At 52.5% G+C, this 25,030-nt stretch carries 24 protein-coding genes, 1 pseudogene and 1 riboswitch; of the genes and pseudogenes, 3 read left to right on the top strand and 22 right to left on the bottom strand.

What is annotated here, in order from left to right; genetic code table 11:
- Nucleotides 1-186: 186 nt before the first annotated feature.
- From aroF to metA, 18 genes are all read right to left on the bottom strand, one after another.
- Nucleotides 187-1,248, bottom strand: a complete 1,062-nt coding sequence (gene aroF, locus SD71_RS11805; protein ID WP_041062969.1) for a 3-deoxy-7-phosphoheptulonate synthase — start codon at nucleotides 1,246-1,248, stop codon at nucleotides 187-189.
- Nucleotides 1,249-1,385: 137 nt separating this feature from the next.
- On the bottom strand, nucleotides 1,386-1,877 hold the full coding sequence (locus tag SD71_RS11800; protein WP_041062966.1) for a DUF2062 domain-containing protein: 492 nt from the start codon (nucleotides 1,875-1,877) through the stop codon (nucleotides 1,386-1,388).
- A gap of 33 nt (nucleotides 1,878-1,910) precedes the next feature.
- Complete coding sequence (locus SD71_RS11795) at nucleotides 1,911-2,870, bottom strand: 4-hydroxy-3-methylbut-2-enyl diphosphate reductase (RefSeq protein ID WP_041062963.1); 960 nt, start codon at nucleotides 2,868-2,870, stop codon at nucleotides 1,911-1,913.
- 89 nt (nucleotides 2,871-2,959) lie between these two features.
- On the bottom strand, nucleotides 2,960-3,316 hold the full coding sequence (locus SD71_RS25905; RefSeq protein ID WP_052476187.1) for a sensor histidine kinase: 357 nt from the start codon (nucleotides 3,314-3,316) through the stop codon (nucleotides 2,960-2,962).
- Between the two features lie 10 nt (nucleotides 3,317-3,326).
- Nucleotides 3,327-4,442 carry a histidine kinase dimerization/phospho-acceptor domain-containing protein gene (locus SD71_RS11790; protein ID WP_052476186.1) on the bottom strand — a complete coding sequence of 372 codons (1,116 nt, stop codon included), beginning with the start codon at nucleotides 4,440-4,442 and terminating at the stop codon, nucleotides 3,327-3,329.
- 2 nt (nucleotides 4,443-4,444) lie between these two features.
- The gene (locus SD71_RS11785; protein ID WP_041062960.1) at nucleotides 4,445-5,131 is read right to left on the bottom strand and encodes a response regulator transcription factor; all 687 of its coding nucleotides are present in this window, start codon (nucleotides 5,129-5,131) and stop codon (nucleotides 4,445-4,447) included.
- Between the two features lie 67 nt (nucleotides 5,132-5,198).
- A complete protein-coding gene (locus tag SD71_RS11780) occupies nucleotides 5,199-6,707 on the bottom strand; it encodes a S1C family serine protease (protein WP_041062957.1) in 1,509 nt (502 codons plus the stop codon).
- A gap of 267 nt (nucleotides 6,708-6,974) precedes the next feature.
- Nucleotides 6,975-7,649 (bottom strand): response regulator, encoded by a 675-nt coding sequence (locus tag SD71_RS11775; protein ID WP_041062954.1) that lies wholly within the window; start codon nucleotides 7,647-7,649, stop codon nucleotides 6,975-6,977.
- A gap of 1 nt (nucleotide 7,650) precedes the next feature.
- Nucleotides 7,651-8,718, bottom strand: coding sequence for a histidine kinase (locus SD71_RS11770; protein WP_326998738.1), 1,068 nt, complete (start codon nucleotides 8,716-8,718; stop codon nucleotides 7,651-7,653).
- A 5-nt stretch (nucleotides 8,719-8,723) separates the two neighbouring features.
- Nucleotides 8,724-9,716 (bottom strand): cell wall-active antibiotics response protein LiaF, encoded by a 993-nt coding sequence (gene liaF / locus SD71_RS11765; protein WP_052476185.1) that lies wholly within the window; start codon nucleotides 9,714-9,716, stop codon nucleotides 8,724-8,726.
- Between the two features lie 172 nt (nucleotides 9,717-9,888).
- A complete protein-coding gene (locus tag SD71_RS11755; protein ID WP_082034196.1) occupies nucleotides 9,889-10,410 on the bottom strand; it encodes an RNA polymerase sigma factor in 522 nt (173 codons plus the stop codon).
- Between the two features lie 182 nt (nucleotides 10,411-10,592).
- A complete protein-coding gene (gene thrS, locus SD71_RS11750) occupies nucleotides 10,593-12,533 on the bottom strand; it encodes a threonine--tRNA ligase (RefSeq protein WP_041062948.1) in 1,941 nt (646 codons plus the stop codon).
- 372 nt (nucleotides 12,534-12,905) lie between these two features.
- The gene (locus tag SD71_RS22225) at nucleotides 12,906-13,559 is read right to left on the bottom strand and encodes a putative sporulation protein YtxC (RefSeq protein WP_052476184.1); all 654 of its coding nucleotides are present in this window, start codon (nucleotides 13,557-13,559) and stop codon (nucleotides 12,906-12,908) included.
- Entirely contained in the window at nucleotides 13,483-13,773 is a 291-nt protein-coding gene (locus tag SD71_RS23995; protein ID WP_161793382.1) for a hypothetical protein, read from the bottom strand. The genes SD71_RS22225 and SD71_RS23995 overlap by 77 nt, the downstream gene beginning before the upstream one ends.
- A 206-nt stretch (nucleotides 13,774-13,979) precedes the next feature.
- Nucleotides 13,980-15,116, bottom strand: a complete 1,137-nt coding sequence (gene mqnC / locus SD71_RS11740; RefSeq protein WP_041062945.1) for a cyclic dehypoxanthinyl futalosine synthase — start codon at nucleotides 15,114-15,116, stop codon at nucleotides 13,980-13,982.
- 460 nt (nucleotides 15,117-15,576) lie between these two features.
- Nucleotides 15,577-16,758: a MalY/PatB family protein gene (locus SD71_RS11735; RefSeq protein WP_041062942.1), complete on the bottom strand. Its 1,182-nt coding sequence runs from the start codon at nucleotides 16,756-16,758 to the stop codon at nucleotides 15,577-15,579.
- A 17-nt stretch (nucleotides 16,759-16,775) separates the two neighbouring features.
- Complete coding sequence (locus tag SD71_RS11730) at nucleotides 16,776-17,933, bottom strand: aminotransferase class I/II-fold pyridoxal phosphate-dependent enzyme (protein ID WP_041062939.1); 1,158 nt, start codon at nucleotides 17,931-17,933, stop codon at nucleotides 16,776-16,778.
- Between the two features lie 16 nt (nucleotides 17,934-17,949).
- On the bottom strand, nucleotides 17,950-18,882 hold the full coding sequence (gene metA, locus SD71_RS11725; protein ID WP_041063250.1) for a homoserine O-acetyltransferase MetA: 933 nt from the start codon (nucleotides 18,880-18,882) through the stop codon (nucleotides 17,950-17,952).
- A 76-nt stretch (nucleotides 18,883-18,958) separates the two neighbouring features.
- Nucleotides 18,959-19,071, bottom strand: a riboswitch (SAM riboswitch).
- A 366-nt stretch (nucleotides 19,072-19,437) separates the two neighbouring features.
- Between metA and corA the strand changes: the two are divergent.
- A pseudogene (gene corA / locus SD71_RS11720) lies at nucleotides 19,438-20,374 on the top strand (magnesium/cobalt transporter CorA).
- A gap of 60 nt (nucleotides 20,375-20,434) precedes the next feature.
- Here the strand turns inward: corA and SD71_RS11715 are convergent.
- Nucleotides 20,435-21,436: an HRDC domain-containing protein gene (locus tag SD71_RS11715; RefSeq protein ID WP_041062936.1), complete on the bottom strand. Its 1,002-nt coding sequence runs from the start codon at nucleotides 21,434-21,436 to the stop codon at nucleotides 20,435-20,437.
- 225 nt (nucleotides 21,437-21,661) lie between these two features.
- Between SD71_RS11715 and SD71_RS11710 the strand changes: the two genes are divergently transcribed.
- The gene (locus tag SD71_RS11710; RefSeq protein ID WP_200889593.1) at nucleotides 21,662-21,958 is read left to right on the top strand and encodes a DUF3055 domain-containing protein; all 297 of its coding nucleotides are present in this window, start codon (nucleotides 21,662-21,664) and stop codon (nucleotides 21,956-21,958) included.
- 59 nt (nucleotides 21,959-22,017) lie between these two features.
- Complete coding sequence (locus tag SD71_RS11705) at nucleotides 22,018-22,305, top strand: hypothetical protein (protein ID WP_200889592.1); 288 nt, start codon at nucleotides 22,018-22,020, stop codon at nucleotides 22,303-22,305.
- Nucleotides 22,306-22,581: 276 nt separating this feature from the next.
- Here the strand turns inward: SD71_RS11705 and SD71_RS11700 are convergent, their stop codons facing one another.
- The 3 genes from SD71_RS11700 to SD71_RS11690 are packed head-to-tail and all read right to left on the bottom strand — an operon-like array spanning nucleotide 22,582 to nucleotide 25,026.
- Nucleotides 22,582-23,463 (bottom strand): 5'-3' exonuclease, encoded by an 882-nt coding sequence (locus SD71_RS11700; RefSeq protein WP_200889591.1) that lies wholly within the window; start codon nucleotides 23,461-23,463, stop codon nucleotides 22,582-22,584.
- The gene (locus SD71_RS11695) at nucleotides 23,456-24,658 is read right to left on the bottom strand and encodes an aminotransferase class I/II-fold pyridoxal phosphate-dependent enzyme (RefSeq protein WP_041063244.1); all 1,203 of its coding nucleotides are present in this window, start codon (nucleotides 24,656-24,658) and stop codon (nucleotides 23,456-23,458) included. Before SD71_RS11695 ends, SD71_RS11700 begins: the two co-directional genes overlap by 8 nt.
- Nucleotides 24,658-25,026: an arsenate reductase family protein gene (locus SD71_RS11690; protein WP_041062928.1), complete on the bottom strand. Its 369-nt coding sequence runs from the start codon at nucleotides 25,024-25,026 to the stop codon at nucleotides 24,658-24,660. Before SD71_RS11690 ends, SD71_RS11695 begins: the two co-directional genes overlap by 1 nt.
- Between the last annotated feature and the right edge of the window lie 4 nt (nucleotides 25,027-25,030).

Genomic DNA, 25,030 nt, shown 5'->3' with positions numbered 1-25,030 from the left:
CTCCCTATCGTGCTCAGTTTAAAAGAAAAAGATGGGAAACTCAACGTACCGTGTGTCGATTAAGAGTTACTGGCGTTGACGGAGGTGAGTTAGCATGTGTCATAACGGCGCGTTCCACTAAAAAAATCACACCGCCGCTCGCCGTTTCGGCAAACAACCGGTGTGATCTCAGAATATTTGAGGGCCTTACTTCCTCCAGGTCGCAAAAGCTTCAGCCGGCGCTTTCTCGGTATTAAACTGCTTGCCGCAAAGCGGCGCAAGCTGTTCGAGCTCTTTCAGCAGATTTGCGAACTGATCCGGGAACAGGGATTGGACGCCGTCTCCCGTCGCGGAGTTGTCCGGATCGGTATGCATTTCGATAATGAGTCCGTTCGCGCCGGCTGCTACGGAAGCTTTGGTCATCCTTTCGACCAGCTCGCGGCGTCCCGTGGCATGACTCGGATCGGCGATAACCGGCAGATGGGACAGTTCCTGAATGACCGGGACAGCGGCCAGGTCGAACGTGTTGCGGGTATAGGTTTCGAATGTCCGAATGCCGCGCTCGCACAACATGACATTAGGGTTGCCGCCGGCTAAAATATACTCGGCCGCGTTAAGCCACTCGTCATAAGTGGAGCTGAAGCCGCGCTTGAGCAGCACCGGATTTTGAATCGTGCCGAGCTTGCGGAGCAAATCGAAGTTTTGCATATTCCGCGTTCCCACCTGCATGATGTCCGCATACTCCGCACAAATATCTACAAATTCGGGCGCCATAACTTCCGTAATCGTGAGAAGGCCGTATTTGTCTCCGGCTTCCTTCATCCACTTGAGCCCTTCCACACCGATTCCTTGAAAACTGTATGGACCGGTACGGGGTTTAAAAGCGCCGCCGCGCAGCACCTGGCCGCCGGCTTCCTTCACCAGACGGGCAATTTCATCGATTTGCTCAGGAGTCTCGACCGCGCAAGGCCCGCCCATCACAACCAGGTCGTCGCCGCCGATTCTGACGCCTTTCACTTCGATGATCGTATCATCCGGATGAAACTCCCGGCTCGCCAATTTATAAGATTTAGAAATCTTAATGACGTTCTCGACACCCTGCATGGAACGGATATGTTCCGCGAGAGACGGCTCGGCTCTGCCGATAATTCCGATGACCGTACGGTCTTTGCCATGAGACACATGCGCCTGAACGCCGCTTTTCTCAATATGGCGAACGATTTCCGCAATACGCTCTTCAGCGATATGCGGGGAAGTTATCACGATCATCAGTTTCACTCTCCCTATCATTTTAACACTTATACGCTTCAACGCTTATACGCTTTTAAGCACTAAAGTAAATATAGCTAAAAAAAGAGCACCTGTCAACCACGTTCTACTGCTAGAACGGACAGGAGCTCTTTGATTCAAGCGTTCGCTTCCAGAGTTGCGCGCCTTTGTTTTCTTTTGTCCCGGCGCTTGTTTTTGAATGCATTGATGCTGTATTTGATTGGAAAATAGAACAAGATGCCCAGCGCAACGCCGTCGATCATTCCACCGACAATCAGCTTCACATTGGCGAGCAGAAGGCGGTCCACCCATTCCGGGACGAACGACAAATGGAATGAGAGATGTTCCGGCAGCACCCATCCGCCGACGATCGAATTGGGGATCATCATTGGAATGTAGATCAGCTTGCCGAATACGAAGCCGATCAATGCAGCGGCAAAATTACCGCGAAGCAAGTACGCGAGCGGTAAAATTAACAGAAAAGCAAAACCCAAGGTGGGAAGTGTAAACATTTCGACGGCCAACCCGATCGCAAAGCCCATCGCGACCATCGAAGCTCCTCCCTTGGCGCGAATGAGCATCAAGTATTTGTATTTCAGCCAACGCCGCAGCAAGCGAATTCGATGCATGGAATGCTCCTTCCGATTCTATCGCAAAAGCGGTCACTTTCCGGCTTCGACTGTTTTCTCCCTGACATTCGGCAGGAGCTTGTTCGGATTCACCGTTCGACGCACTATCCAGGTGTCCGGTTGATTGGGGTCGTATTGTTCGAGGTACGAGATGACCTCTTTGGTCAGGGCGGTGGGCGTCGAAGCGCCGGAGGTCACTGCAACCCTTTCAATCCCCTGCAGCCACTCCTGCCTGATCTCGGTCACATCGGCCACCCGATAGGCGGGAACGCCGGCAATCTCTTGCGATACTTGTGCCAGCCGATTGGAGTTGTTGCTGCGCGGGTCGCCGACCACGATACAAAGCTGGGCTTCCTTCGCTTGATCGGCTACCGCTTCTTGACGGACCTGCGTCGCCAGGCAAATTTCATTGTGTATTTCGGCCGATGGAAAAGCTTTGATCAGCAGTGAGATGAGATGCTTAATGTCCCACTGCGACATGGTCGTCTGATTCGTAATGATAATCCGGTCCGTTGTTAGACTGAGCGCTGTTATATCTTCTTCCCGTTCAATCAGATGCACATGGCCCGGGGCGATTCCGATCGCGCCTTCCGGCTCGGGATGGCCCTTCTTGCCGATGTAGATGACCTCATAACCTTCAGCGGTCTTCTCCCGGATCAAATCATGGGTTTTGGTGACATCGGGACAAGTCGCGTCTACGACGGTCAGTCCTTTGTCCTTGGCCCTGCGGCGAACTTCCGGAGAAACGCCGTGCGCGGTGAAAATGACGGTGCCATGATCGATCTTCTCGAGAATTTCAATCCGGTCGTGCCCGTCCAACGTGATAATGCCTTCTTCCTTGAAAGCTTCCGTGACATGACTGTTATGCACGATCATGCCCAATATATAAATAGGGCGCGGCAGATCCAGGTTACGGGCCGTTTGCAGCGCCAACACCATCGCATCCACCACGCCGTAACAATAGCCGCGCGGAGATATTTTAACGACTTCCATAAGCTTTCGCCTGCTTTCTTGCCCGTTCTGCAAAAGCCTCCATGGATCGTAAAGGCTGCGGGCGTTACGATGTATATTATTATAACGCATCAATCGGAATATTGCACCGCCGTGATCGGCAGCCAGACGGTGAACGCGCTGCCTTCTCCGAGTTTGCTCCTTACTTCGAGCCTGCTGTCATGCATGTCGGCGATCCACTTGGCGATCGACAGTCCCAGTCCGGTTCCGGAGGTTTGACCTCTTGAAACGTCGGCGCGATAGAACCGCTGAAAAATGTGCGGCACTTCCTCAGGCGTTAATCCGATGCCGGTGTCGGATACCGTCAGACCGACATGAGATTCGGATTGCACCGCGGAAAGGCGAACTTGTCCTGACGGTGTGTACTTAAAGCCGTTCTCGATAAGAATGAATAACAATTGCAGCAAATAATCCCGGTTACCCCGCACCCATACGCCCTCAAGTGTATCGAAGGGTCCCGCAACCCATTCCGCGTTCCTGGGAAGAAAAGCCGCCCGCCGTGCGGCCTCTTCGGCTAACGGCCGCAGCGGCAAATTTTCCATCTCCATCACATACTCCCGCGTCGGCACGGGCGAGCGCAAGCAAATCATTAACCAGTCTGCTCATCCTGCGCGCTTCGTCTGCGATGTCCCGAATAGACTCCAATGACATCTGCCGCTTGTCGGCAGAGGACAGCCCGCTGCCGGCACCCGGCTCTCCTTCTCCTTCCCCCTGCCGCTGTTCATCCGACCAAATTTTCTCCAATAGATCGATGTTGCCGCGAATCGTCGTCAGAGGTGTCCTTAATTCATGCGAAGCATCGGAAACAAACCGGCGCTGCGCGGTGTTCGATTCCTCCAGCGTTTTGTATGCCCGCTCCAAGCCTGTCAGCATGCCGTTTAATGTGTCGGTTAAGCGCCCGATCTCATCATCGGATTTCTCCCGCGGAATTCTTAAGCCAAGCTCGGACCCGCCTTGAATTTGCTCTGCGGCTTCGGTTACCCGATTAAGCGGACGCAGCGCCTGCCGGGACAAGATCATGCCGAGCCAGAAAGCCGCTACCAGACCGGCAGCTACGGAAATCCACAATATCGTTCTTAACCGGGTGAAAAACTGCTCTTCTCCTCCTATAAATGCGCCGACTTGCAGCAATCCTACGATTTTGTTTCTCAATTGAATCGGCTGCTCGTAGACCAAGAAGGGATAACCTTGCACTTGGGTGGATACGAAGCGGTTCTCGGCCTCCAAGAAGTCCGGATGAGGATAGGTTATATTCCATCTGACCAGGTTATTCGTTTTGCTGCTGACGATGCCTTGCGTATCTTCCGTATAGTTGATGACCTGCACACCGATGGTATTCACATCGATGCTGCCCGTAATTCTAGCGTTCAAATCAATCCCGCCGGAGAAAAAGCTGCCGGAAACCCGGATCTGTTCCGCTTCCTGCTGCAATCGATGCCGCAGGTCCGACATCGTGTTGTTGTAGACGACGCTGTACACGATAATACCGACTGCCACCAACAGAACGGCCAGCAGCCCGGAATACCAGAGCGTCAACCGAAGCCGGATGGACATGCCTAGCTTTCTCCTTTCAAGATGTATCCCGCGCCTCGGACGGTTTGGATCAGCCGTTTCTCTCCTTGCTCTTCGAGCTTCTGCCGGAGCATGGCGATATAGACCTCGAGCACGTTCGACTCACCGCTGTAGTCGTAACCCCAGATCCGCTCCATGATCAAATCCCGTGACAATACCCGCCTGGGATTCAGCATAAAAAGATGCAGCAGGTCGAATTCTTTGGCGGTCAGCTCGATCCGCCTGCCTCCCCTAGCCGTTTCTCGCGCCTCAACATCCAAAGAGAGATCCTCATACTGTAAGAGCGTCTCCGTACCGGCTGTCTCCGGCCGCCTTCTGAGCAAAGCCCGAACACGCGCCATCAGCTCTTCAAGAGCAAACGGCTTAACGAGATAGTCATCCGCTCCGAGATCCAGTCCCTTCACCCTGTCATGCACTTCATCACGCGCAGTCAGGAGGAGGACCGGAGTCTTGATCCCGGCCTCGCGCAGCCGCCTGCACACCTCCCAGCCATCCATGTTGGGCATCATGACGTCCAATATAACCAGATCCGCGTTCCGCCGGCTGAGCAGGTTCAAACCCGCCGTACCGTCCGGAGCCGTCGTTACTTCGTAACCCTCGAACGCCAAGCTGCGCCTGAGCAGCGAAGTGATTTTCTCATCATCATCGATGACAGCGATATGAGGCCTCATCCGGATCGTCCTCCCCTGGCACAAAAGAGCGGGAAAACCGGTTATGGCCCTCCCGCTGTTTCCAACGTTACTGAGTCTGGTACTCGTTCCTGTCGCCGATCTCTACAGGGACATCGATTTTCTTGTCTGACCTTATTACATTAAGCGTGACCTTATCTCCGACCGTTTTCTTCTGAATGGCTGCGATCAATTCTTCCTTCTTGCTGACACTTTGACCGTCGATTCCGACAATAACGTCATATTGACGCAGGTCGCCTTTGTAAGCGGGGGAGCCGTATAGAACTTCCGTGACGAAGGCGCCGGCGGTGCTTTTATCAATACCGAGCCTCGTTGCGATATCCGCTGTCATATCCGCAAGAGTTGCGCCAATGAATGGTGCCGGCTTTTGCGGAATCTTGGTATTGCTTTTCAGGTTGTCGAGCACTTCCGTGATCGTGCTCGTCGGAATAGCGAATCCGATTCCTTGCGCTTGAGCGCTGACTGCGGTATTGATCCCCACGACCTCACCCTTCAAGTTGAGCAGCGGTCCGCCGGAGTTGCCGGGATTGATCGACGCGTCCGTCTGAAGCAAGTGTTGATAGTTGCGTTGGCCGTTACTGTCCGGAATACTGATCTCACGTTCGTTGGAGCTTAATACGCCTACTGTTACGGTATGGTCGAATCCGTAAGGATTGCCGATTGCAACGACCCAGTCTCCCATGTTCAAGCTGCTGGAGTCGCCGAGCTTCAATGTCGGGAAATCCTTGCCTTCAACTTTCAATACCGCCAAATCCAGGTCGTAGCTTGAGCCGAGCAATTTGGCGTTGAGGGGTTGATCGTGTCCGTTGACCGTTACTTTGATCTGATCGGCGCCGCCGATTACGTGTTGGTTGGTCAGGATATAGCCGGTCGAATCGAAAATAAATCCGGATCCCATACCGGTCGGCTGAGCAGCGCCGTTATCGCTTCCGTTGCCGCGATTTCCGCCCTCGTTGCCGTTGCCGAAATTATCTCCGAAGAATTGGCGGAAGAACGGATCCTCAAGAATACCGCCGCCTCCATTGTCGTTCGCGCTGCTGCTCGAGTAGGTTTCGATTTTTACGACCGCAGGAGATGATTGCTCGAATATCTTGGCAATGTTGTTGGGTCTAACCACATCCGTCGAATTGTTAACCGGGCTGCCTGCAGGCTTGGACACGGCTTCCTCGGCATTCATCGTACCGCCCAGCAGCGAAGATGAAAACCAGTTGTTGTGATCGGCAGCAAACATCAAGGCTCCCAGAGTTACAACACCGACCAGGAATGCTGCGAACATCGATCGGAAGGAACTTCTTCTCGGGGGCTTGGAGCCCCAGTCACGGGAGCCTCCGGATACCGTAAACGGACGGTACTCCTTGGTGGAGGAAACAGGAACGATGATGTCCGGCTGGGATTGCTCGGGGTATGGACGCTCGCTTCCGGTTCTCTGGCCGGATCCGAACGGACCGAATGTATAAGGCTCGGATTCCCTGCGGACGTTGGCGTACGGATCGTCCCTGGCCGGCTCCTCGGAAGAGAAGCCCTGCCTATCATCCGGCTTTCTGTTTTGATCATCCATTGTGTATGCCTCCTCGCGCGCCGGAAAAGATGGGCGCAATCTTGTGTCTTTGATTAGATGTTAATCATCAATCCTTAAAACTATCTTAAACCGAAATGAAGATGAAGTAAAAGATATACCGCGCAGGTCATTTACCCGGGAAAGCGCGGATATGAAAATAACGGCATTGCCGAATGCCGTTATTCGTTAAGTTAAGTATATATGATGTGATGGCAGACAAAATTACCCTTGCCCTATTATTACTAGAATGCCCGTAAAACGGGCGCTTTATCCGTTTTTGACCCAGCCTTTTCGGTGAGCATAGATCGCAAGCTGCGTGCGGTCTTCAAGCTCACACTTCATGAGCAGGTTGCTCACATGGGTTTTAACGGTTTTGATACTGATATGCAGCTCGTCTCCGATTTCTTTATTCGATCTTCCTTCGGCTATGAGCAGCAGCACCTCACGTTCCCGTTCAGTCAAGCCTTCCGTCTCATTGTCGGTGGAACGTTTGCGCAGCCCCCGTGTCAACGCTTGGGAAACTTCGCCGCTCATCACCGGCATGTTACGGATCGCTCCCTGCATCGCGTAAATGAGTTCATCTGCAGATACCGTCTTCAGAACATAGCTTACCGCACCCGCTTCGATCGCTTCGACGATCTTGTCATCCTCAAGAAAACTGGTCAGAATGATGATCCGAAGATCCGGATACTTTTCCAGCAGCGCTCGAGTCGTCTCCACACCATCCATGTCGGGCATCATCAAATCCATGAGTACCAATTGAGGCATCCCGCCGTCAAATCGTCCGCTTTGCAGAGCTTCGACCGCATCCTTGCCGCTTGCAGCTTCCCCGATGACTTCAAATCTGGAGTCTAACATTAAATAAGTGCGAAGGCCCATGCGCACCATCTCATGATCGTCAACGATGAGCACCTTCCAAGGGGATACCGAACCATCTGCCATTTCACTTTTCTCCTCTTTTAAGATCAACATCGGTCACTGTCTCGTCGTCCGTGTTCGCGGTGAATTTCGGAAGCGAGACCCTTACTCGTGTGCCGGAGCCCGGCTTCGTAACAACTTCCGCCTCGCCGCCAAGCGTCTGTGCGCGTTCCCGCATCGTAAACAGGCCGTATGCGCCGGTCCGCACATGATCTCCGCTGAATCCTACGCCGTTATCCTCGATATGCAAGGAAATTTGCTGGTCCGTTTCACCCAGATATAAGCGGACGCTGGTAGCTTCCGCATGTTTCACGACATTCGCCATCGCTTCCTGAATGATGAGAAACAGCTGATGTTCCTTAGCGTCCTTGAGCCGCCGGTTAATTTGCACGTCAAGCGTACCCTGAAGACCATTCTGGCGGCAATAGTCGGGGAACCATTTCTCCAACGCTTCCGCCAGCGTTCTTCCTTGCAGCTCCATGGGACGCAGCTGAGCAATCAGGCCTCGCATTTGGCGCTGCGCCGAGGATGACATTTCGATGAGCTGGGCCATCACCTTCTGGGCTTGAGCGGCATCGCGATCGAGCAGTTTCGGCAAGGATGAGGCAGACATATGCAAAGCGAACAGCTGCTGACTTACGGTGTCGTGCAGGTCTCTTGCCAGACGGCGCCTTTCCTCGAGAACGGCTGCTTCCTTGGAAGAGGCGTCTTCCATAATGTGCCGTTCCCCCATCTTCTGAAGCAGCTTCAGCCGGGATTCCACATCTCCGATCATCGCGTTGAAGTCCCTGTAAACGTCTGAGAATATGTCCGAGCTGATGTCCGGAAGACGAGCAGTCCAATTTCCTGCAGACGCTTGCTTGATGACCACCTGAAGCTGGTCCAGCCGTCTATGCGTCTTTTGCCCGAAACGATAAGATATAATCATCTGCGCAATGACCAGACCCGATGTCCAGCCAAGCCACGATTCGATATCCGGGGGATTATCCGTCATGACAATCCAACCGAAGTAAAGAAGCAGCATGAGAGACAATGTGGCCAAACCCGAGTATATCGCAGATTCCCATTTGCTGTTTTTTACGAACCTCATCATCAACTTTAACCTACCTTCGTCACACGAACGTCTCCGATAAAGCTGCTGACAATGAGCACGACCCGCTTATCGGAATCCGCAAAACTCGGCGTTTCTACGGACATTTGGTTAAAAATGCCGCCGCGTCTCTGGTCCAGCACTTTGACGTCGCCGATCAGGCAGCTGGATATGACCTGTATTCCCACTCCGATATCACTCGGAACGAAAACTTTCACATCGCCGATAAAGGAAGACACATAAACTCTCGTCTCTCCGACCGGTATTTGCGCTTTCGTTAAATCCAATGTCGTGTCGCCGATAAATTGAGAGATGTTCATCGGGCGCAGCTCCCAGTAATCGTGGCCAAGATGCAAGTCCCCGATGAATCGGCTGTAACTGACCCGCCGGTGCCAATCGTGCTCGTTCCAGCCGGCCTTCCACCATTCTTTCTGATCGTTGCGTTGTTTCCAACCATAGTGATGGACTTTGGGCTGCGGAGCCTCCGTTTGTTGAAAGGATGGCCCGGCGCCTTGGTTCGGATTGGCCTCCGTATAAGAGACCCTGTCGTGCGGTTCATCAAACCCGGGCGGCGCAGGCGGAGGCCCGGGAGGCATTGGCGGAACCGGCGGGGTAACGGGGTTCCAGTGATCGGAAGGCCGATGCTCCCGCTGCTTCTTGCGTGGACGATGGCCCCTTGTGATCATACCTATACCGAATAAGATCAGCGCAATGGGTCCGATTAATTGAAAAATATCCGATAAGTCCCACTCGAACCAATCCAGATTTCGGCCGAGCAGCATGACACCGATGATGACCACGATCGGGTTCCACCACAAAGCGCCGGCGTGCTGCAGGAGCATGCCCTGTAACCCGAAAAGAATAATAATGACCGGCCAATAATCCGAGAATAAACGACCTATTTCAAGAGAGATGGTGCCCGTCTGATTCAACAAGAAGATTACGCCGACCGCCACAAGCACAATCCCCCAGAACAACCGGTGTATCATTGACGATTGCATAACTTGTCCTCCGTTTCCAGCTTCATGTACCAAGTATAGCGGAACCGCATTCCTTGAAATAGCGGCGCGGGTTGTAACTTTTTCTCCGTCTCCAGACCGAGAGAGGTTATTTCCGTTCCAAATGAAAGAGGAACCGCTGCGGTTCCTCTGAAAATCGTGGCCGGCAAAAACATTATGTACGAGGGCTGTCGTCGTGTACTTGGGCGTTTAACCTGGCTTTGCTGCGATGAATCCGGGCTTTAACCGTGCCGACCGGGACACCCAAGGTATCCGCAATCTCTCTGTCCTTCAGCCCGTAGTAAAATTTATACAGGAGTAATGTCCGGGTCGTCGGATCGAGACAGCCGAGCAGATCGGAAAGCTCCAGCATTAACTCCGGTTCCGACATCGCGCCGTGGATATTGTATTCATTCTCGCAAGTTTCGCAAATGACTTCTTTACTCCGCGCCCGATTAGCATTATACGCCAAATTGGCTGCGATCGTTTTGGCCCAGGGAATGAGCTTGTCCTGTTCCCGCAGACTTGATCTGTTTTCCAAAATGCGCACCCAAGCTTCTTGCACCACATCGCCCGCATCAGGTTTATGCCACAGTTTATGTCGAACGACTTTCAACATCTGGCGATACAATTCCTCAAGGAGCTGCTCTTCCGTGCAAAAAGTTTCGGGGAAATGAGGGTTTCGGAGCATGCCCATAGGTTCGATGTCACCCCAAACGATGCCATAATGAAAGCACTCTCATTTTATCATAAACGAATAAAAAAGAAAATATTTTCCATTTAAATGGCATGTAACGACAATTATTGCCTTTTAAAGCGGGGAGCAGACAAAAAAGAAGACTGTCAGGGTTAAGCCTGACAGTCTTCCGGCTGCTTCGATTAATCAGTTCGTTTGGTCGAGATGTCGGATGTAATTCGAGTAATGAAGTCTGCGACCGATTCCGCTCCCAAGTCACCTTCGCCGCGGCGGCGCACCGACACGGTTCCGTTTTGCGACTCGTTTTCGCCGATGACCAGCATATAGGGAACTTTCTCAAGCTGCGCTTCGCGAATTTTGTATCCGAGCTTTTCATTGCGCAGATCCATCTCGACTCGTACGCCCGCATGCTGAAGCTTCTCAGCGACCTGTTGGACATAGCTCTCATAAGCAGGATTAACAGGGATGAGCTTCGCCTGTACCGGAGACAGCCACACCGGAAGAGCGCCTGCGAAGTTTTCAAGCAGGAAAGCTGTCATGCGCTCCATCGTGCTGATGATGCCCCGGTGAATAACAACGGGACGGTGTTTCTTGCCATCATCGCCGACATATTCGAGCTGGAACCTTTCAGGAAGCAGAACATCGATCTGGGCAGTGGACAACGTCTCTTCCTTGCCGAGCGCCGTTCTGATCTGTACGTCCAGCTTCGGACCGTAAAATGCGGCCTCACCCTCAGCCTCGAAGAAAGGAAGTTCAAGCTCCTCCGCAACTTCGCGCAGCATGCGCTGGGTAGTCTCCCACATTTGATCGTCCGGCCAGTATTTCTCGGCATCGTTAGGGTCCCGGTAGGAAAGACGGAAACGGTAGTCACGGATACCGAAGTCTTCGTACACCTGGCGGATCAAATTGACGACTCTTGTGAACTCTTCCTTGATTTGATCCATTCGGCAAAAGATATGAGCGTCATTAAGAGTCATTGCGCGTACGCGGTGCAGTCCTGTCAAAGCGCCGGACATCTCGTAGCGGTGCATCGTTCCGAGCTCCGCAACGCGGACCGGCAGATCGCGGTAGCTGCGCATTTCGCTTTTGTACACCATCATATGGTGAGGGCAGTTCATCGGCCGAAGCACCAATTCTTCGTTATCCAGCTCCATCTTGGGGAACATGTCTTCCTGGTAGTGCTCCCAGTGGCCGGAAGTTTTGTAAAGCTCCACATTGGCGAGAACAGGCGTATACACGTGAGAGTACCCGAGCTTTTCCTCGAGATCTACGATATATCGCTCCAATGTTTGACGGACTTTCGCTCCATGCGGCAGCCAAAGCGGGAGCCCTTGACCGACTTCCTTGGAAAATGTGAACATTTTCAGCTCTCGGCCGAGTTTGCGGTGATCCCTTTTCTTTGCTTCTTCCAGGAAATGCAGATGCTCATCGAGCTCGGATTTTTTCGCGAATGCCGTCCCGTAAATGCGCTGCAGCATCTTGTTTTTGCTGTCGCCGCGCCAGTACGCGCCTGCCACGCTGAGCAGCTTGAAAGATTTGATGCGTCCGGTTGAAGGAACATGAGGACCGCGGCAAAGGTCGAAAAATTCGCCTTGATCATAAATCGTAATCGCAACGTCATTCGGCAAATCCCGGATCAGCTCGAGCTTGAGCGGGTCGGATACCTCTTCATAGATCCGCAAAGCTTCTTCCCGGCTGACTTCCCTTCTGACGATCGGCAGGTTTTCTTTGACGATTTTGTCCATCTCTTTCTCGATGACCGCCAGGTCTTCAGGTGTAACGGACTGTTCCATATCGATATCGTAGTAGAACCCGTCTTCGATGACCGGTCCGATGCCGAGCTTTACTTTATCGGCGCCAAAAATCCTCTTGATCGCTTGCGCCATCAAGTGTGCGGTGCTGTGACGCATCACTTCGACCCCGTCGGCGTTGTCCAGAGTAACGATCTCCAGCGACACGTCCCCCGACACCTCGGTTCTCAGGTCCACAACGACCCCGTTTACTTTGCCTGCTACGGCGTTTTTCTTCAGTCCGGGACTAATCGACCCGGCTATGTCTTCGACAGTCACCCCATCGTCGTAAGTACGTACCGCACCATCCGGAAATTTAACTTGTACGCTCATTCGGCGAACCTCCTCGTTTGTTCTTAAAAGGCAACAAAAAAACACCGCGTCCCAAAAGGGACGGGTGCTCTGTGTGCGGCCCGTGGTTCCACCCTCCTTCAACCGGCAGTTGAAACACCGGTCCTCAGGCATGTAATAACGGTCATGACCCGGCCAAGCTTACTATCGTACCGTATCGCGAATCCGGTGACGAATTCAACTCCGCAGCCAGAAAGGGGTCAATGCCAGCAGGTTTCGGAAGGAACTTACAGCCGGGGTTCCTCTCTCTGTACCGTCCAAATCGGGCATCGGTGTCTTTCTCATCGCTTGTAAATGTGGATTGTTATGGCACATTATACTCTCGTTCGCCGTGTGCCGTCAAGTTATGAGCGTCTAATGAATCGGCATGTCCGGATACAGCGCGGCCCGATCCCCGAAAATCCCGATAATGGTTCTTATGACTTGGGATTCCGGTTCCGGAGTATGGATGTACAACTGCCCCGGCGAGGCGGCCAGCAACCGGCTGACGACCAAGCTCTCTTCTTCTTCATCCGGGTCTGAATCCGGGTCTGCGTCCACATCGTCTTCCAGCGGTCTCATTTCGCCATCCAGCAATCGAAATGCAAAGCCGCCCGAATGAAGGACGTGCACGGCCGGCGTCCTCGTTTCCTGCCACTCGACCATCGATTTCAGCAGCGACATAAATTCCTGGTACTGGGTTTCCATTAATCTTTCCTCAACGGCGGTTTCCGCAGCTTCATAAACTTCGGCGCGATAATCGCTGAGCCGGAAGCGCATGAACCCGTCCAAGTGCAAACGGTCGAAATCCTCTAAATAAACGGAAAACCTCGTCGCCAGCTTTCTCATACGACGTTCCCGCCCCACGCCGGCCCAGATTTCTCCGATGCCCGGCTCTCCATCCAGGAGACTCACCGCTTCGGCAATCAACGCATCCGTTTCCACAGCATCTTTAAGCCCGAACCGATATTGAAAAATTTTTCGCAGCAGTGATGGTTCTTGTTCCGTCAATGTGTAATCGGCGAGCACCCGGCCCACTTTGTCGCAGTAATTTTTTTTTGTCCTCGGGGCTCGGCCCCAAAGGAAACTGGCAACAGATGAAACCGTCTTCCCGCGACAATTCCCACTGCACGCTGTCCACCGCAGTCTCGGTGCCTACCGTCGTACGATTCAACATGGCTGCCAAACGCTCCAACGAAGGTTGATCCTGACTATTCTCCACGACGAACTGCCATTTTTTCATATCGTCACCCCCGGCTTTTAATAACTATATGGCGGCCCAAAAAGGGTTATACGGATGGGTTACCCCATTTCCTCAATCATTCCTCATTCGAGTATCTCCCGTTTTTGCTGTTTTCCCCCTGGTAAGGGGCAGATAGTTATTTCCAATCCAAAAAAAAGCCCCGCGGCGGGAGCCGGCGGAGCTTACGGTATGGACGATTAGGCATGTTAATTCTGCATGACGAAATCTTGCGCTACCGTTTCGTTCTCGCGATAAATTTTTAAGGTACGATACTTGGTGTCGCGCTGCGCAGGCGTTTTGCCCGCGTCCCGAATGAGTTTCAGGATGAGTTCGATATTCACTTTATGTGTGGCGCCGGCTGCGGACACGACGTTCTCTTCCATCATCGTGCTGCCGAAGTCGTTACAGCCGTAAGACAGAGAAAGCTTGCCGATTTCCGGCCCCATGGTCACCCAGGAGGATTGGAAATTGGGGATATTGTCCAATGTAATGCGACTGATGGCCAGTGTCTTCAAATACTCTTCCGGCGTCGCTTTCTCACGCTTCATATTCGTGTTCTCGGGCTGGAACGTCCAAGGGATGAACGCCAGAAACCCCGGGGACGGATAGCCGTTGTTCATGCATTCGTCCTGTGCGTCCCGCACTCTGAGAAGATGGAGCGCCCGTTCTTCCATCTCTTCACCGAAGCCGATGACCATCGTCGCAGTCGTGTTCATGCCAACTTTGTGTGCGGTCGTCATCACGTCCATCCAGTCGCGCCAGGTGCCTTTCAGACGGCTGATTTTCTTGCGGGTCCGATCGTCGAGGATCTCCCCGCCGCCTCCCGGCAGCGAGTCCAGGCCCGCTTCGTGCAGTTGACGGACCACATCTTCCAGCGGTATGTTGCCTGCTACGACCTGCATTTTGCGGATTTCGGCAGGAGAGAATGAGTGCATCGTGATGTTGGGAAATCTAATCTTGATTTCCCTCAGCAGATCTAAGTAGTAACTAAAAGGCAGATCCGGGTTGGTACCGCCCTGCATGAGAATTTCCGTGCCGCCGACATCAACCGTTTCCTGGATTTTTTTGAAGATCGCTTCGTTCGGAAGCACATACCCTTCAGCCGAACCCGGTGCACGGTAAAATGCGCAAAAGCGGCAATAAACATCGCAAACGTTCGTATAATTTATGTTTCGACCCACGACGAATGTCGTGATCGGTTCCGGGTGCTGCCGGAGCATGAGCTGATTGGCCGTATGGCCCATTTTCTCGACCTCGTCGCTCTCAAACAGGGTGACGACATCTTCCAGCTGCATGCGCTCGCCTTGGAGCGCTCTTTGTAAAATCCGGTCCACTTGGCTCATTACGCTGGACCCTCCTTTTTGTTGCGCGACTTAACTCCTTGCTGCTTGTTCCCATGGTAACATAAAAAGCCCGAATGAGTCACGAGGAGATGATGCGCAGCTTGCACCTGCGCAACTGTAAGGCAGGTAATCGGACTTACACCAGCAACGTTACTCCATTTGAGTGGCTGTAAGTCCGGTGATCGGCCTTACACAAGTAACTTTACTACATCTCAGTGGCTCTAAGTCTGGTGACTGGCCTTACACCTTACAAATTCGCTAAGTCGTCACCCTGTAAGGCGGCTAAACCGCCTTACATCCAACAATTCACTCACTTGCCCACCCTGTAAGGCGGCGAAACCGCCTTACAACAAAGAATTCGCGCACTCGCCGACCCTGTAAGGCGGCAAAACCGCCTTACAGCAAACTATTGCTTCACTCGCCCACCCTGTAAGGCGTCCAAGCTGTCTTACAGCAACGCTTACTGCTTAATAGCCGAGCCGGCCGCTTCGGCGAATTGCTGCAATGCTTTCAGCAATAGCGACCGCGGGCAGGCGATGTTGACACGCAGAAACCCTGCACCTTGCTTGCCGAACATGGAACCCTCGTTAAACGCGACACCGGCTTTTTCCCACATGAGCTTTTTGAGCGTCTGCGGATCGTCCGAAATTCCGCGGCAGTCCAGCCAGACGAGGTACGTTCCTTCCGGCTTGATAACGTTCACCTGCGGCAAATGTTCGCCCACAAATTGAATCAGTGTCTCGAGATTGCCTTCCAAATACGGAATGAGCTGATCCAACCATTCATCGCCGTATGTATAGGCGCTTTCGATTGCCGTAAGCCCGAAATAGCTCTCCATGTGCAGAGACAAGGTTTTGAGCAGCTGGTTGTACTTCGTGCGATGTTCGGAGTTAGGAATGATAACGACCGCCGCCGCAAGGCCCGCCAGATTAAAAGTCTTGCTCGGTGCCATACAGGTAATGGACTGCTGTGCGAATGACTCCGAAATAGAGGCGAACGGAATATGTTTGTGCCCGGGAAATACGAGATCGTGATGGATTTCGTCGGCAACGACCAGAATATTGTATTTTACACAGATGTCGCCCACCCGCTGCAATTCCTCCCGGCTCCACACGCGCCCGCCCGGATTATGCGGCGAGCAAAGCAGCAGCATTTTTGCCCCTTCTTGCGCTTGCCGTTCCAGCAGATCGAAGTCCATCGTATATTGGCCGTCTTTTAAAACCAGAGCGTTGTCCACCACTTTGCGCCCATTCAGCTGAATGACATCATAGAAAGGATAATAGACCGGCGATTGCAAAATAATGCTGTCCCCAGGCTCGGTGAACGCCTGCACGATCACGCTCATGGCGGGCACAACTCCGGGGCTCGAAGTGATCCAGTCTTGTTCGATGTTCCAGCCATGGCGGCGTGACAGCCAGCCGATGATGGCATCGTAGTATGTTTGAGTGCGGAACGAATAACCGTACAAGCCGTGTTCCGCCCTGCGCGTAATGGCTTCCACCACTTCTTTCGGCGCCTGGAAGTCCATATCCGCTACCCACAAAGGCAGCACGCCGGCGCGGCCGAACATTTTCTCGGACTGGTCCCATTTGTACGAAGCCGTATTTGTTCGGTCAATCACTTTATCGAAATCATACTTCATTGCGGAATTCCCTCCGATCAGCCGTTGATTTCACGCTCTGCCGCTTTAATAGCCTGCCCTAAATCTTCCATGATATCGTCGATATGCTCAATTCCCACACTGAAACGCAGCAGTCTGTCGTCCACACCGATCTTGCGCCGTATCTCCTCAGGAATGTCCGCGTGTGTCTGTACTGCCGGGTAGGTCATCAGCGATTCCACACCGCCCAAGCTTTCCGCAAACGCAATGAGACGGATGTTCCGCAGGATCGGCTCGATCGTACGGGCATCTTTCATTTTAAAGGAGAAAATGCCTGTGTTACCGGAGGACTGTGCGTTCTGGATCTCATGTCCCGGATGGTGAGGAAGGGCAGGATAGTAAACCTCCTCTACTGCAGGATAGGTTTTCAGCCATTCCGCCAGCCGGGTCGCATTATATTGATGGCGCTCCATCCTCAGGGCAAGAGTCTTCATTCCGCGCATGAGCAGCCAAGAGTCTTGAGGCCCGAGGACAGCGCCGATAGAATTGTGCAAAAACGCCATTTCAGCCGACAGCTCTTTGCCTTTGGTGACAATCAACCCCGCCAACACATCATTGTGCCCGCCTAAATATTTCGTGGCACTGTGGATCACGATATCCGCACCAAGCTCGATAGGACGTTGAAAAAACGGCGTTAGCAGCGTGTTGTCCACGATCGTCAGCAGGCCATGCTTCTGGGCCCAAGCCGATACTTTCGCCAGATCCGTAATCATCATCAGCGGATTGGTCGGCGTCTCGATCAGTACGGCCTTCGTGCCGGCCGTCCGATGCGATTCCAACGCGTCCAGATCGTTGGTGTCCACATAGGAAGCCGTTACGCCGAAGCGTGACATGATCTGTTCCAGCATGCGGTACGTGCCGCCGTACAAGTCCAGCGATACTAGCAGGTGGTCGCCTTGCTTGAATAAAGCAAATATCGTCTGCAGAGCCGCCATCCCTGAGCTGCAAGCAAAGCCGGCATGTCCGCTCTCCAGATCGGCGGCCGCAGCCTCCAATACCGAGCGGGTGGGGCTTTTGGTACGAGCGTAATCAAAGCCGGTGCTCTGACCGAGCTTCGGATGACGGAACGCGGTGGACTGATACACGGGGAAGCTGACTGCTCCGGTCTGCGGATCGCTCTGAGATCCGATTTGAGCCAAACGGCTTTCGATATTCATTGAACTGAAGTGCCCCCTATCGCAACGAGAATTGGCTTGCTTTGCCTAGTTCATAAGGTGTTGTCTGGTAAACGTAATAATTCAACCAGTTGGAGAACAGCAGGTTGGCATGCGCACGCCAGGTGGACACCGGTAATTTGGAAGGATCATTATTGGGATAATAATTTTTAGGAACGTCGATGCGCAGCCCTTTCGCTTGATCCCGGTCATATTCCCACTTCAGCGTTTGCGGATCGTATTCGGAGTGACCTGTGACGAAAATCTGTTTGCCATCCTCGGAGGCGGCGATGTACACACCGGCTTCCTCGGACTCCGACCAAATATCGACGCCCGGTATTTTCTCTATATCTTCCCGACGTACCTCAGTGTGCCGAGACTGAGGCACATAGAACATTTCATCGAAGCCCCGAAGCAGCGGCACGTTAGGTTTGGAGATTCCATGCGGGAACACTCCGAAAATCTTCTCTCTCAGCGGGTGCTTCGCAACACCGAAGTGATGGTACAAGCCCGCTTGAGCACCCCAGCAGATATGAAAAGTCGAGGTGACGTTATCGACGGTCCAGTCCATAATTTCCTTTAATTCGTCCCAGTAATTCACTTCCTCAAAGTCGAGCTGTTCCACCGGCGCTCCGGTAATGATCATCCCGTCGTACATATCGTCCTTGATATCGTCGAACGTTTTATAAAAGCTTTCCAAATGATCGGCGGAAGTGTTCTTCGAAGTATGCGTTCTCGGGTGTATCAATACGGCCTCAACTTGCAGCGGCGTATTACCGATCAGCCGAAGCAGCTGGGTTTCAGTCGTTTCCTTCTCAGGCATTAAATTTAAGATCGCAATGCGCAGCGGACGAATATCCTGATGATAAGCGACGCTTTCATCCATCACGAAGATGTTCTCGGCGGCCAGTACTTCTTTGGCCGGCAAACTGTCAGGCACTTTAATCGGCATCTGCAGTTCCTCCTTCAGTTCAAATAAAAAACGACCCCGAATGAGATAGGGTCGTGTAAGAAACGTACGCGCGCCCCTCTCATCTGTCAGAAACTTTACGTTTCCGCAAGAATTAGCACCGTGCGTTGCTGATACACGCCGGTTGCCGGGCTTCATCGGGCTAGTCCCTCCGCCTGCTCTTGATAAGATGGCAAAACTCTTATTCAGTTGTGGGATAAAACTAAACTTAATTTACCCGAAATTATAGGTCCAGTCAAGATACCGGCTGCTTGGAGCCGTCCGATTTTGTCCTTGAAAGGAGCGTGGGCGAGGATTATACTTAACACGTCAACCGCGCCTTACGGCGGCAATGGTAATCGGAAAATAAAGGGGGGAGCCGGAAATGGAAGGCGATAAGCCCAGGCCGCAAAGTATAAACAACATGAACAATGCAGGATCCGAATCCGCACTGGGAATCTTCCTTTGCTCCGGCTTCAACGGCTAAGGCTCCCTCTTTTTAACTGTGGAGATTCGTCCTGCATGCACCTCACCGTACATGCAAAGGAGCGATATCCGATGAAAATCAGACTGGTTCACAACGGTGTGTTTACGCCGATCGAAGATATTAACGACACACTCACTCCACCCGATAACGGGTTTTATTGGATTGATGCGGACGTGGATGACCTGGCCGTGCTGCAGCCGCTGTTCGGCTTACACGATCTCGCGGTCGAGGACTGCCTGTCTGAAGAAGAGCAGCGGCCGAAGCTGGAGATTTACGAAAACCAATACTTCCTAGTCATTAACAGCATTCGTTTCGATGATGAAGAGATTTTCCTGCGGGCAGTGAACATTTTCCTTGGACGTGATTATCTCATTACTGTCACCCGCCAAAAAATCAACGAACTCAGAAGCGTCAAACCGGTGCTTTGGGAGCAGGAGGTTAACCGTGCGGACCGCTTCCTCTATCACTTGGTGGATATTGTCGTCGATAATTACTTCACGGTCGGCGACCGTATTGAAGCCCGAATCGAAAGCCTTGAAGAAGATATTCTGATGCATACGAAGAAGTCGCATTTGACGGAAATCATCGGACTTCGAAGTGAAATTTTGTGGCTCAAAAAAAGCGCTCGGTCCGCAGCGGGAGCTCATTGCCACCTTGAATAAAAAAGATCTCCGATTGATCGACGACGAGCTTCAAAAATATTTCGGCGACATCCATGAGAACGCGGTCAAAGTGTATGAAACATTCGAAACTTACCGCGATCTGATGGGAAACTTGCGTGAAGCATACCAATCTAGTATTGCCAGCCGCGCTAATGAAATCATGCGCGTGTTCACCGCTCTGACCACGATCTTCATGCCTCTAACCTTCATTACAGGTATATATGGAATGAATTTTGATTATATTCCCGGTATGCACGAGAGTTTTGGATCCGTTATCCTGCTTGTGATCATGGCCGCAATCGGGTTCGGTATGTTCTACTTCTTCCGCAAAAAGGATTGGCTGTGACAAACAAACGGGCTGGCCCATAAGTCGATGGGAATCGACACAGGGTCAGCCCATTTCGCTTTAAATCGCTGCTTTACTCACACGGCGGAAGCGTATCCGCATCATCCTGAGCTTCTCATATTGTCTCTCCACTTCCTGCTCGCTGGACGTTACATCCCCATATACTTTGCGAAGAAGCGGCTTAAGATAGCGGTCGCCTAATTCATTCAACGCAGACTCGATCTGCAAGGACTCTTCAGCCGTCAAGCCGGACAATTCCTTCTCTACAACCGGAAGCACGTCGTATCCCTCCTCGTCGAGCCGCTCGATTCTCTCCAGCAGCTTGCGGCGCGGACAACTCAATTCGTTCTCCAACTCGCCTAATGTTCTGCCGTCACGAATTCCCGACAACAGGGAGCGTTTCTCCTGAACGGAAGACAGAGCCTTACCGTATCTCTCTTCCTTCTGCTGGAACATCCACGAGCAGAGCTGATCTTCATTCACGGCCTTCGAGACCCAGCCTTCCAGCGGAAAGGAATGTGTGCGCTCCACATCCTTCAGCATTTCGAGCAGATCCTTTCCGTAGCGTTCCGTTTTAATTTTGCCGAAGCCGGGAATCTGCCCGAGCTCTTCCATCGTATGCGGGATGTAAACCGCCAGCATCTGCAGCTCCCGATTGGTAGCGACCAGGTACGCCGATCTCTTCTCCTCGGCAGCTTTGGCCCTGCGCCATAAGCGCAGCCCGTTTAACAGCTCCTCCACATCCTCCTGCATGTCCGCATAGCATTGCAGCAGAAGCGGCAGGCTTGGCCGGCGCTCCCAGAACGGGGTTTCCTCCAGCATGCCGTCAAGCAAAGGACGAAAGCCTTGTCTCATCTTTCCCGCCACTCCGTGACGAAACGCTGCGAGCAGCTCTTCCCAGCTCATGCCTTCATACCATACGTCGTCCAACGTGGAAGCATCCGGCTGTACGGAGCGCCAGCCTGCGCTCCAGATGCCTTGGTCTTCCCCGATTACAACTTGCGCACGTGCTTCTCCATTCCCGTCCAAACGCTCGAACTGATTCAAAAACACCACCTGCATCTTGAATCCTCCTCTGACCGCTTCTGCGGCGATTAAGTAGCGTTCAAGCCGCGTACCGGTGGAACAGCATGCAAAAAAGCACCCCGCCGCCGGATGGCGATCGAGGTGCTTCCTCTCTCCTGCAAACATGAACACCTTCAGATTAGCAAAATTTTGTAAGTTAGGCAAGTACCCTTCGATGATTTATAATAGGGTAAGCTCAGCTTCTGAGGAGGAATTGTACTTATGGAAATGAAGGATTTCGACTTTTTATCGGATACTACGGAAAAGACGGAAACACGCTTTGTCACTTTTATAACCCCCGGCTTGAAACGGTTCGATCTTGCGATCCTTACGACAAACCGGTTTTATGGGAAGAAACTTGTAACCGATCTGCAATTCGGGCGCAGCGCAATTCTGGGACCCGATGATCTGGAGGAAGACGGCGTGCTCGAGGCGGCTTTTCGGATTAACGAAGAAGAGGCTTCCGAACTCGCTCAGTTTCTCGTTTTGGTTCTCGGAGAGGTAATCTTTACAGACTAAAGATTCAAGAAACGGACATTCTAACTGCAAAATTGTCCCTTATGAGGGGGAGTCTTCAAGTGTCCGAATTCATGAAAGAGAACAAACAACCGACCACCGATCTGGCTACAGTCGAATCGCAGCGCAATGACCTGACCGCCGAGGAATTCCCGGAAGGCCCTTACGGTTCGCCGATGGCCCAAGAATCGTTAGGCAAAAGCACCCCATGGCGGGACGACCAACGGCCGCCAAATACTTTCACCTACGAAAATCGCGCACTCCATGCCGGCAGGGACAGAGATTACCCCGGCGACCACGACACGCATGCAGAGAACGGCGGCAAAAGCCACGGTTCACCCCCAAGTTGAACGGATTTTGAGCATGCGGACAAATTGTCCTTATCAACTCTCATTACTGTGCGGCTGCCTATTCTTGCGGACAAAAAGGGCTTATCAAAAGGATTTGAAGCCGCAATGCCCTTATTTTCGGCGCTGTTAAGGACAATTTGTCCGCATGCGTGGCGTTTTGCCGTAAACTGTCGTTGATACGGACAATTTGTCCTTTAGAAAACCGTCAGGGAAGCTAGCACTGACGGTCCATTGGAAAAGCCCGGCCATCGGCCGGGCTTGTTTATTTACTAAAATTTATGATACCGCGATAAAGCTGACATCCTTCACCAGACTATTGAACTCAAGCTCCGCGAACATCTTCGCGATCTTGGCCGAATCCGGCCGCCATAGGCATTCATCGGGCAAGCAGGTGACCGGTGCGTCGCAGCTGATTGTAGCCAGCTCTCGGCACAAGTGCAGCATCTCAAGCTCGGCTTCAATCTTTGCCTTCACGCTTTTCGGGAGCAATGCCAAATTTTCAAGAATTCCTTCGATCGATAGGTATTCGACCAGCAGCTTTGTCGCTGTCTTCTCACCGATGCCCCGCACCCCCGGATAATTATCAGAGGTGTCGCCGATCAGACCTTTCAGATCTATAAATTGCTTCGCGGTCAACTGTTTCTCTTCCAGCAGTTTGTCGCAATCATAGACGGCATAATTGGATGCGCCTTTTTTCATAATGACGACCTTAACCCGTTCGTCTACCAGCTGCAGCATGTCGTGGTCGCCCGTCAGAACGAGGACTTCCATATGTTCGCTAAGCTGCCGCGATAAAGTGCCGATGCAATCGTCCGCTTCATAGCCGGGAAAGCTGATGTTGGGAATGTTGAAGCCGCTGACGACTTCCTTGACCAAATCGAATTGCGGAATCATCTCCAAGGGAGCTTCCGGCCGGTTCGCTTTATAGTCTGCAAATTTGTCCGTTCTGAAAGTTTTGCTTCCCAAATCCCAACAGCAGATCACATGAGTAGGATTAAAAGTTTTACAAGCATCCATCAGATACTTAACGAAGCCATATACGGCATTGGTAGGAAGGCCCGCTTTTGTTTTTCTGATAAACCCGCCGTAAGAATTGGCGTAGAATCCTCGGAACAGCAACGCCATGCCGTCTACCAGCAGTACTTTCTGTTCATTCATGATCCGTTCTCCCCAATGGTTCTGTAGTCTTAAGAAATTCGCCGATCCGCCTCGCAGCTTCTATCAATCTATCTTCAGATTCGACCAACGCCAGACGGATGTACCCTTCACCCCGCTCGCCAAAAGCGTTTCCGGGTATAGATGCGACTCCCGTACCGGTCAAAATTGCCCGGGAAATTTGTCGAGAACTCCATCCTTCAGGAACAGGGGCCCATACAAACATAGTCGCTTGAGGGGCAGGAACTTTCCAACCTTGATGACGAAGAGTGTTCACGAACACATCTCTGCGTTTCTCGTATAATGCCGCAACAGGCTGCGGGTCGTACATACCCATCTCTAAGGCGGTGATTCCTGCTTCCTGCGTGCCTAGAAATACACCAAAGTCTATATTATCTTTCAGAGCTCGCACAGCCGACAATACTTGCCGATTGCCTACAGCAAAACCGATGCGCGTGCCCGCCATGTGAAACGATTTGGACAGTGAATGAAACTCGATTGCCACATCTGCAGCGCCCGGAATTTCCAATACACTCGGAGGACGCAGGCCGTCGAATGCCATTTCGCTGTATGCATTGTCATGCACCAGCAGCACCCCGTGACGGCGCGCCGCATCCACAGCCCGTTCAAAAAAAGCCAAGTCGGCCGTAACAGATAAAGGATTGCTCGGGTAGTTCAAGATCATAAACTTCACTTTATCCCATACCGTCTGTGGAACGGCATCGAAATCAGGCAGATAGCCGTTCTCCGCTGAAAGAGGGAGAGGTATCGCTTCCACACCGGCTACAGCCAGTCCCGCCCCATATACAGGATAACCTGGATCCGGCAGAAGCGCCGCATCGCCGGGATCGGTTATGGCGAGCGCCAAATGCGCTAATCCATCTTGGGTTCCCATGAGTGCGAGTACCTCGCCATACGGGTCAAGCTCTACCCCAAACCGATGATGAAACCACTTGGCCACTGTCTCTCGAAACCGGACAGAGCCTTCCGTTCCCGGATACCGATATACATCCGGGCGCTCGCAAGCTGCCGCTAAAGACGCTCGAACCTTTTCAGCCGGAGGCTGATCCGGGCTTCCGATGTCAAGACTGATGACGTCCAACCCGTTATTGCGGGCTTCTCTTTTCCATTCCGCCACCTCGGCAAAGATCGCCGAGCCCAAACGGTTCAGCCGCTGTGATCTCCATTGTTGCGCCATCATGAATTATACCATATCCGGGCGAAATCCTCTTCACGGAAACCGATGGATGCCCGTTTACCGTCTGTCACGATCGGCCGCTTGATCAGCATGCCGTTGGAAGCGAGAAGCTTTATTTTCTCGTCATCGCTCATATCCTTAATCTTATCTTTCAAGCCCATTTCCCGGTACACTTCACCGGCAACATTAAACCACTTGGCAATGGGCAGACCGCTTAGCGGAATAAGTTGACGAAGCTCCTCGGCGGAAGGAGGCGTCTCTTTAATGTTATGCAGATCCACAGTATACCCCTGCTGCTGCAGCGCTTTGACCGCCTTACGGCAAGTATCGCATGCGGGATAATGGTAAACCTTCAACTTTCGTGTCACGCTG

The sequence above is a fragment of the Cohnella kolymensis genome (assembly GCF_000829465.1).
Lineage (GTDB): Bacteria > Bacillota > Bacilli > Paenibacillales > Paenibacillaceae > Cohnella > Cohnella kolymensis.
Note: the sequence above shows the minus strand (reverse complement) of the source record. Positions and strands in the feature narration are given on the sequence as shown.

Bases quoted from the DNA above. Each gene is read 5' to 3' on its own strand.
- mqnC (WP_041062945.1), bottom strand. From the start codon at position 15,116: ATGAGCCAAGTGGACCGGATTTTACAAAGAGCGCTCCAAGGCGAGCGC.
- SD71_RS11795 (WP_041062963.1), bottom strand. From the start codon at position 2,870: ATGGAAGTCGTTAAAATATCTCCGCGCGGCTATTGTTACGGCGTGGTG.
- liaF (WP_052476185.1), bottom strand. From the start codon at position 9,716: ATGCAATCGTCAATGATACACCGGTTGTTCTGGGGGATTGTGCTTGTG.
- SD71_RS11700 (WP_200889591.1), bottom strand. From the start codon at position 23,463: ATGAATGAACAGAAAGTACTGCTGGTAGACGGCATGGCGTTGCTGTTC.
- SD71_RS11790 (WP_052476186.1), bottom strand. From the start codon at position 4,442: ATGTCCATCCGGCTTCGGTTGACGCTCTGGTATTCCGGGCTGCTGGCC.
- SD71_RS11775 (WP_041062954.1), bottom strand. From the start codon at position 7,649: ATGGCAGATGGTTCGGTATCCCCTTGGAAGGTGCTCATCGTTGACGAT.
- aroF (WP_041062969.1), bottom strand. From the start codon at position 1,248: ATGATCGTGATAACTTCCCCGCATATCGCTGAAGAGCGTATTGCGGAA.
- SD71_RS11755 (WP_082034196.1), bottom strand. From the start codon at position 10,410: ATGGGCATGCTCCGAAACCCTCATTTCCCCGAAACTTTTTGCACGGAA.
- SD71_RS11730 (WP_041062939.1), bottom strand. From the start codon at position 17,933: ATGAATATCGAAAGCCGTTTGGCTCAAATCGGATCTCAGAGCGATCCG.
- SD71_RS23995 (WP_161793382.1), bottom strand. From the start codon at position 13,773: ATGAAAAAATGGCAGTTCGTCGTGGAGAATAGTCAGGATCAACCTTCG.
- SD71_RS11785 (WP_041062960.1), bottom strand. From the start codon at position 5,131: ATGAGGCCTCATATCGCTGTCATCGATGATGATGAGAAAATCACTTCG.
- SD71_RS11800 (WP_041062966.1), bottom strand. From the start codon at position 1,877: ATGCATCGAATTCGCTTGCTGCGGCGTTGGCTGAAATACAAATACTTG.
- SD71_RS11735 (WP_041062942.1), bottom strand. From the start codon at position 16,758: ATGAAGTATGATTTCGATAAAGTGATTGACCGAACAAATACGGCTTCG.
- SD71_RS11780 (WP_041062957.1), bottom strand. From the start codon at position 6,707: ATGGATGATCAAAACAGAAAGCCGGATGATAGGCAGGGCTTCTCTTCC.
- metA (WP_041063250.1), bottom strand. From the start codon at position 18,882: ATGCCGATTAAAGTGCCTGACAGTTTGCCGGCCAAAGAAGTACTGGCC.
- SD71_RS11710 (WP_200889593.1), top strand. From the start codon at position 21,662: ATGGAAATGAAGGATTTCGACTTTTTATCGGATACTACGGAAAAGACG.
- thrS (WP_041062948.1), bottom strand. From the start codon at position 12,533: ATGAGCGTACAAGTTAAATTTCCGGATGGTGCGGTACGTACTTACGAC.
- SD71_RS11770 (WP_326998738.1), bottom strand. From the start codon at position 8,718: ATGATGAGGTTCGTAAAAAACAGCAAATGGGAATCTGCGATATACTCG.
- SD71_RS11695 (WP_041063244.1), bottom strand. From the start codon at position 24,658: ATGGCGCAACAATGGAGATCACAGCGGCTGAACCGTTTGGGCTCGGCG.
- SD71_RS11715 (WP_041062936.1), bottom strand. From the start codon at position 21,436: ATGCAGGTGGTGTTTTTGAATCAGTTCGAGCGTTTGGACGGGAATGGA.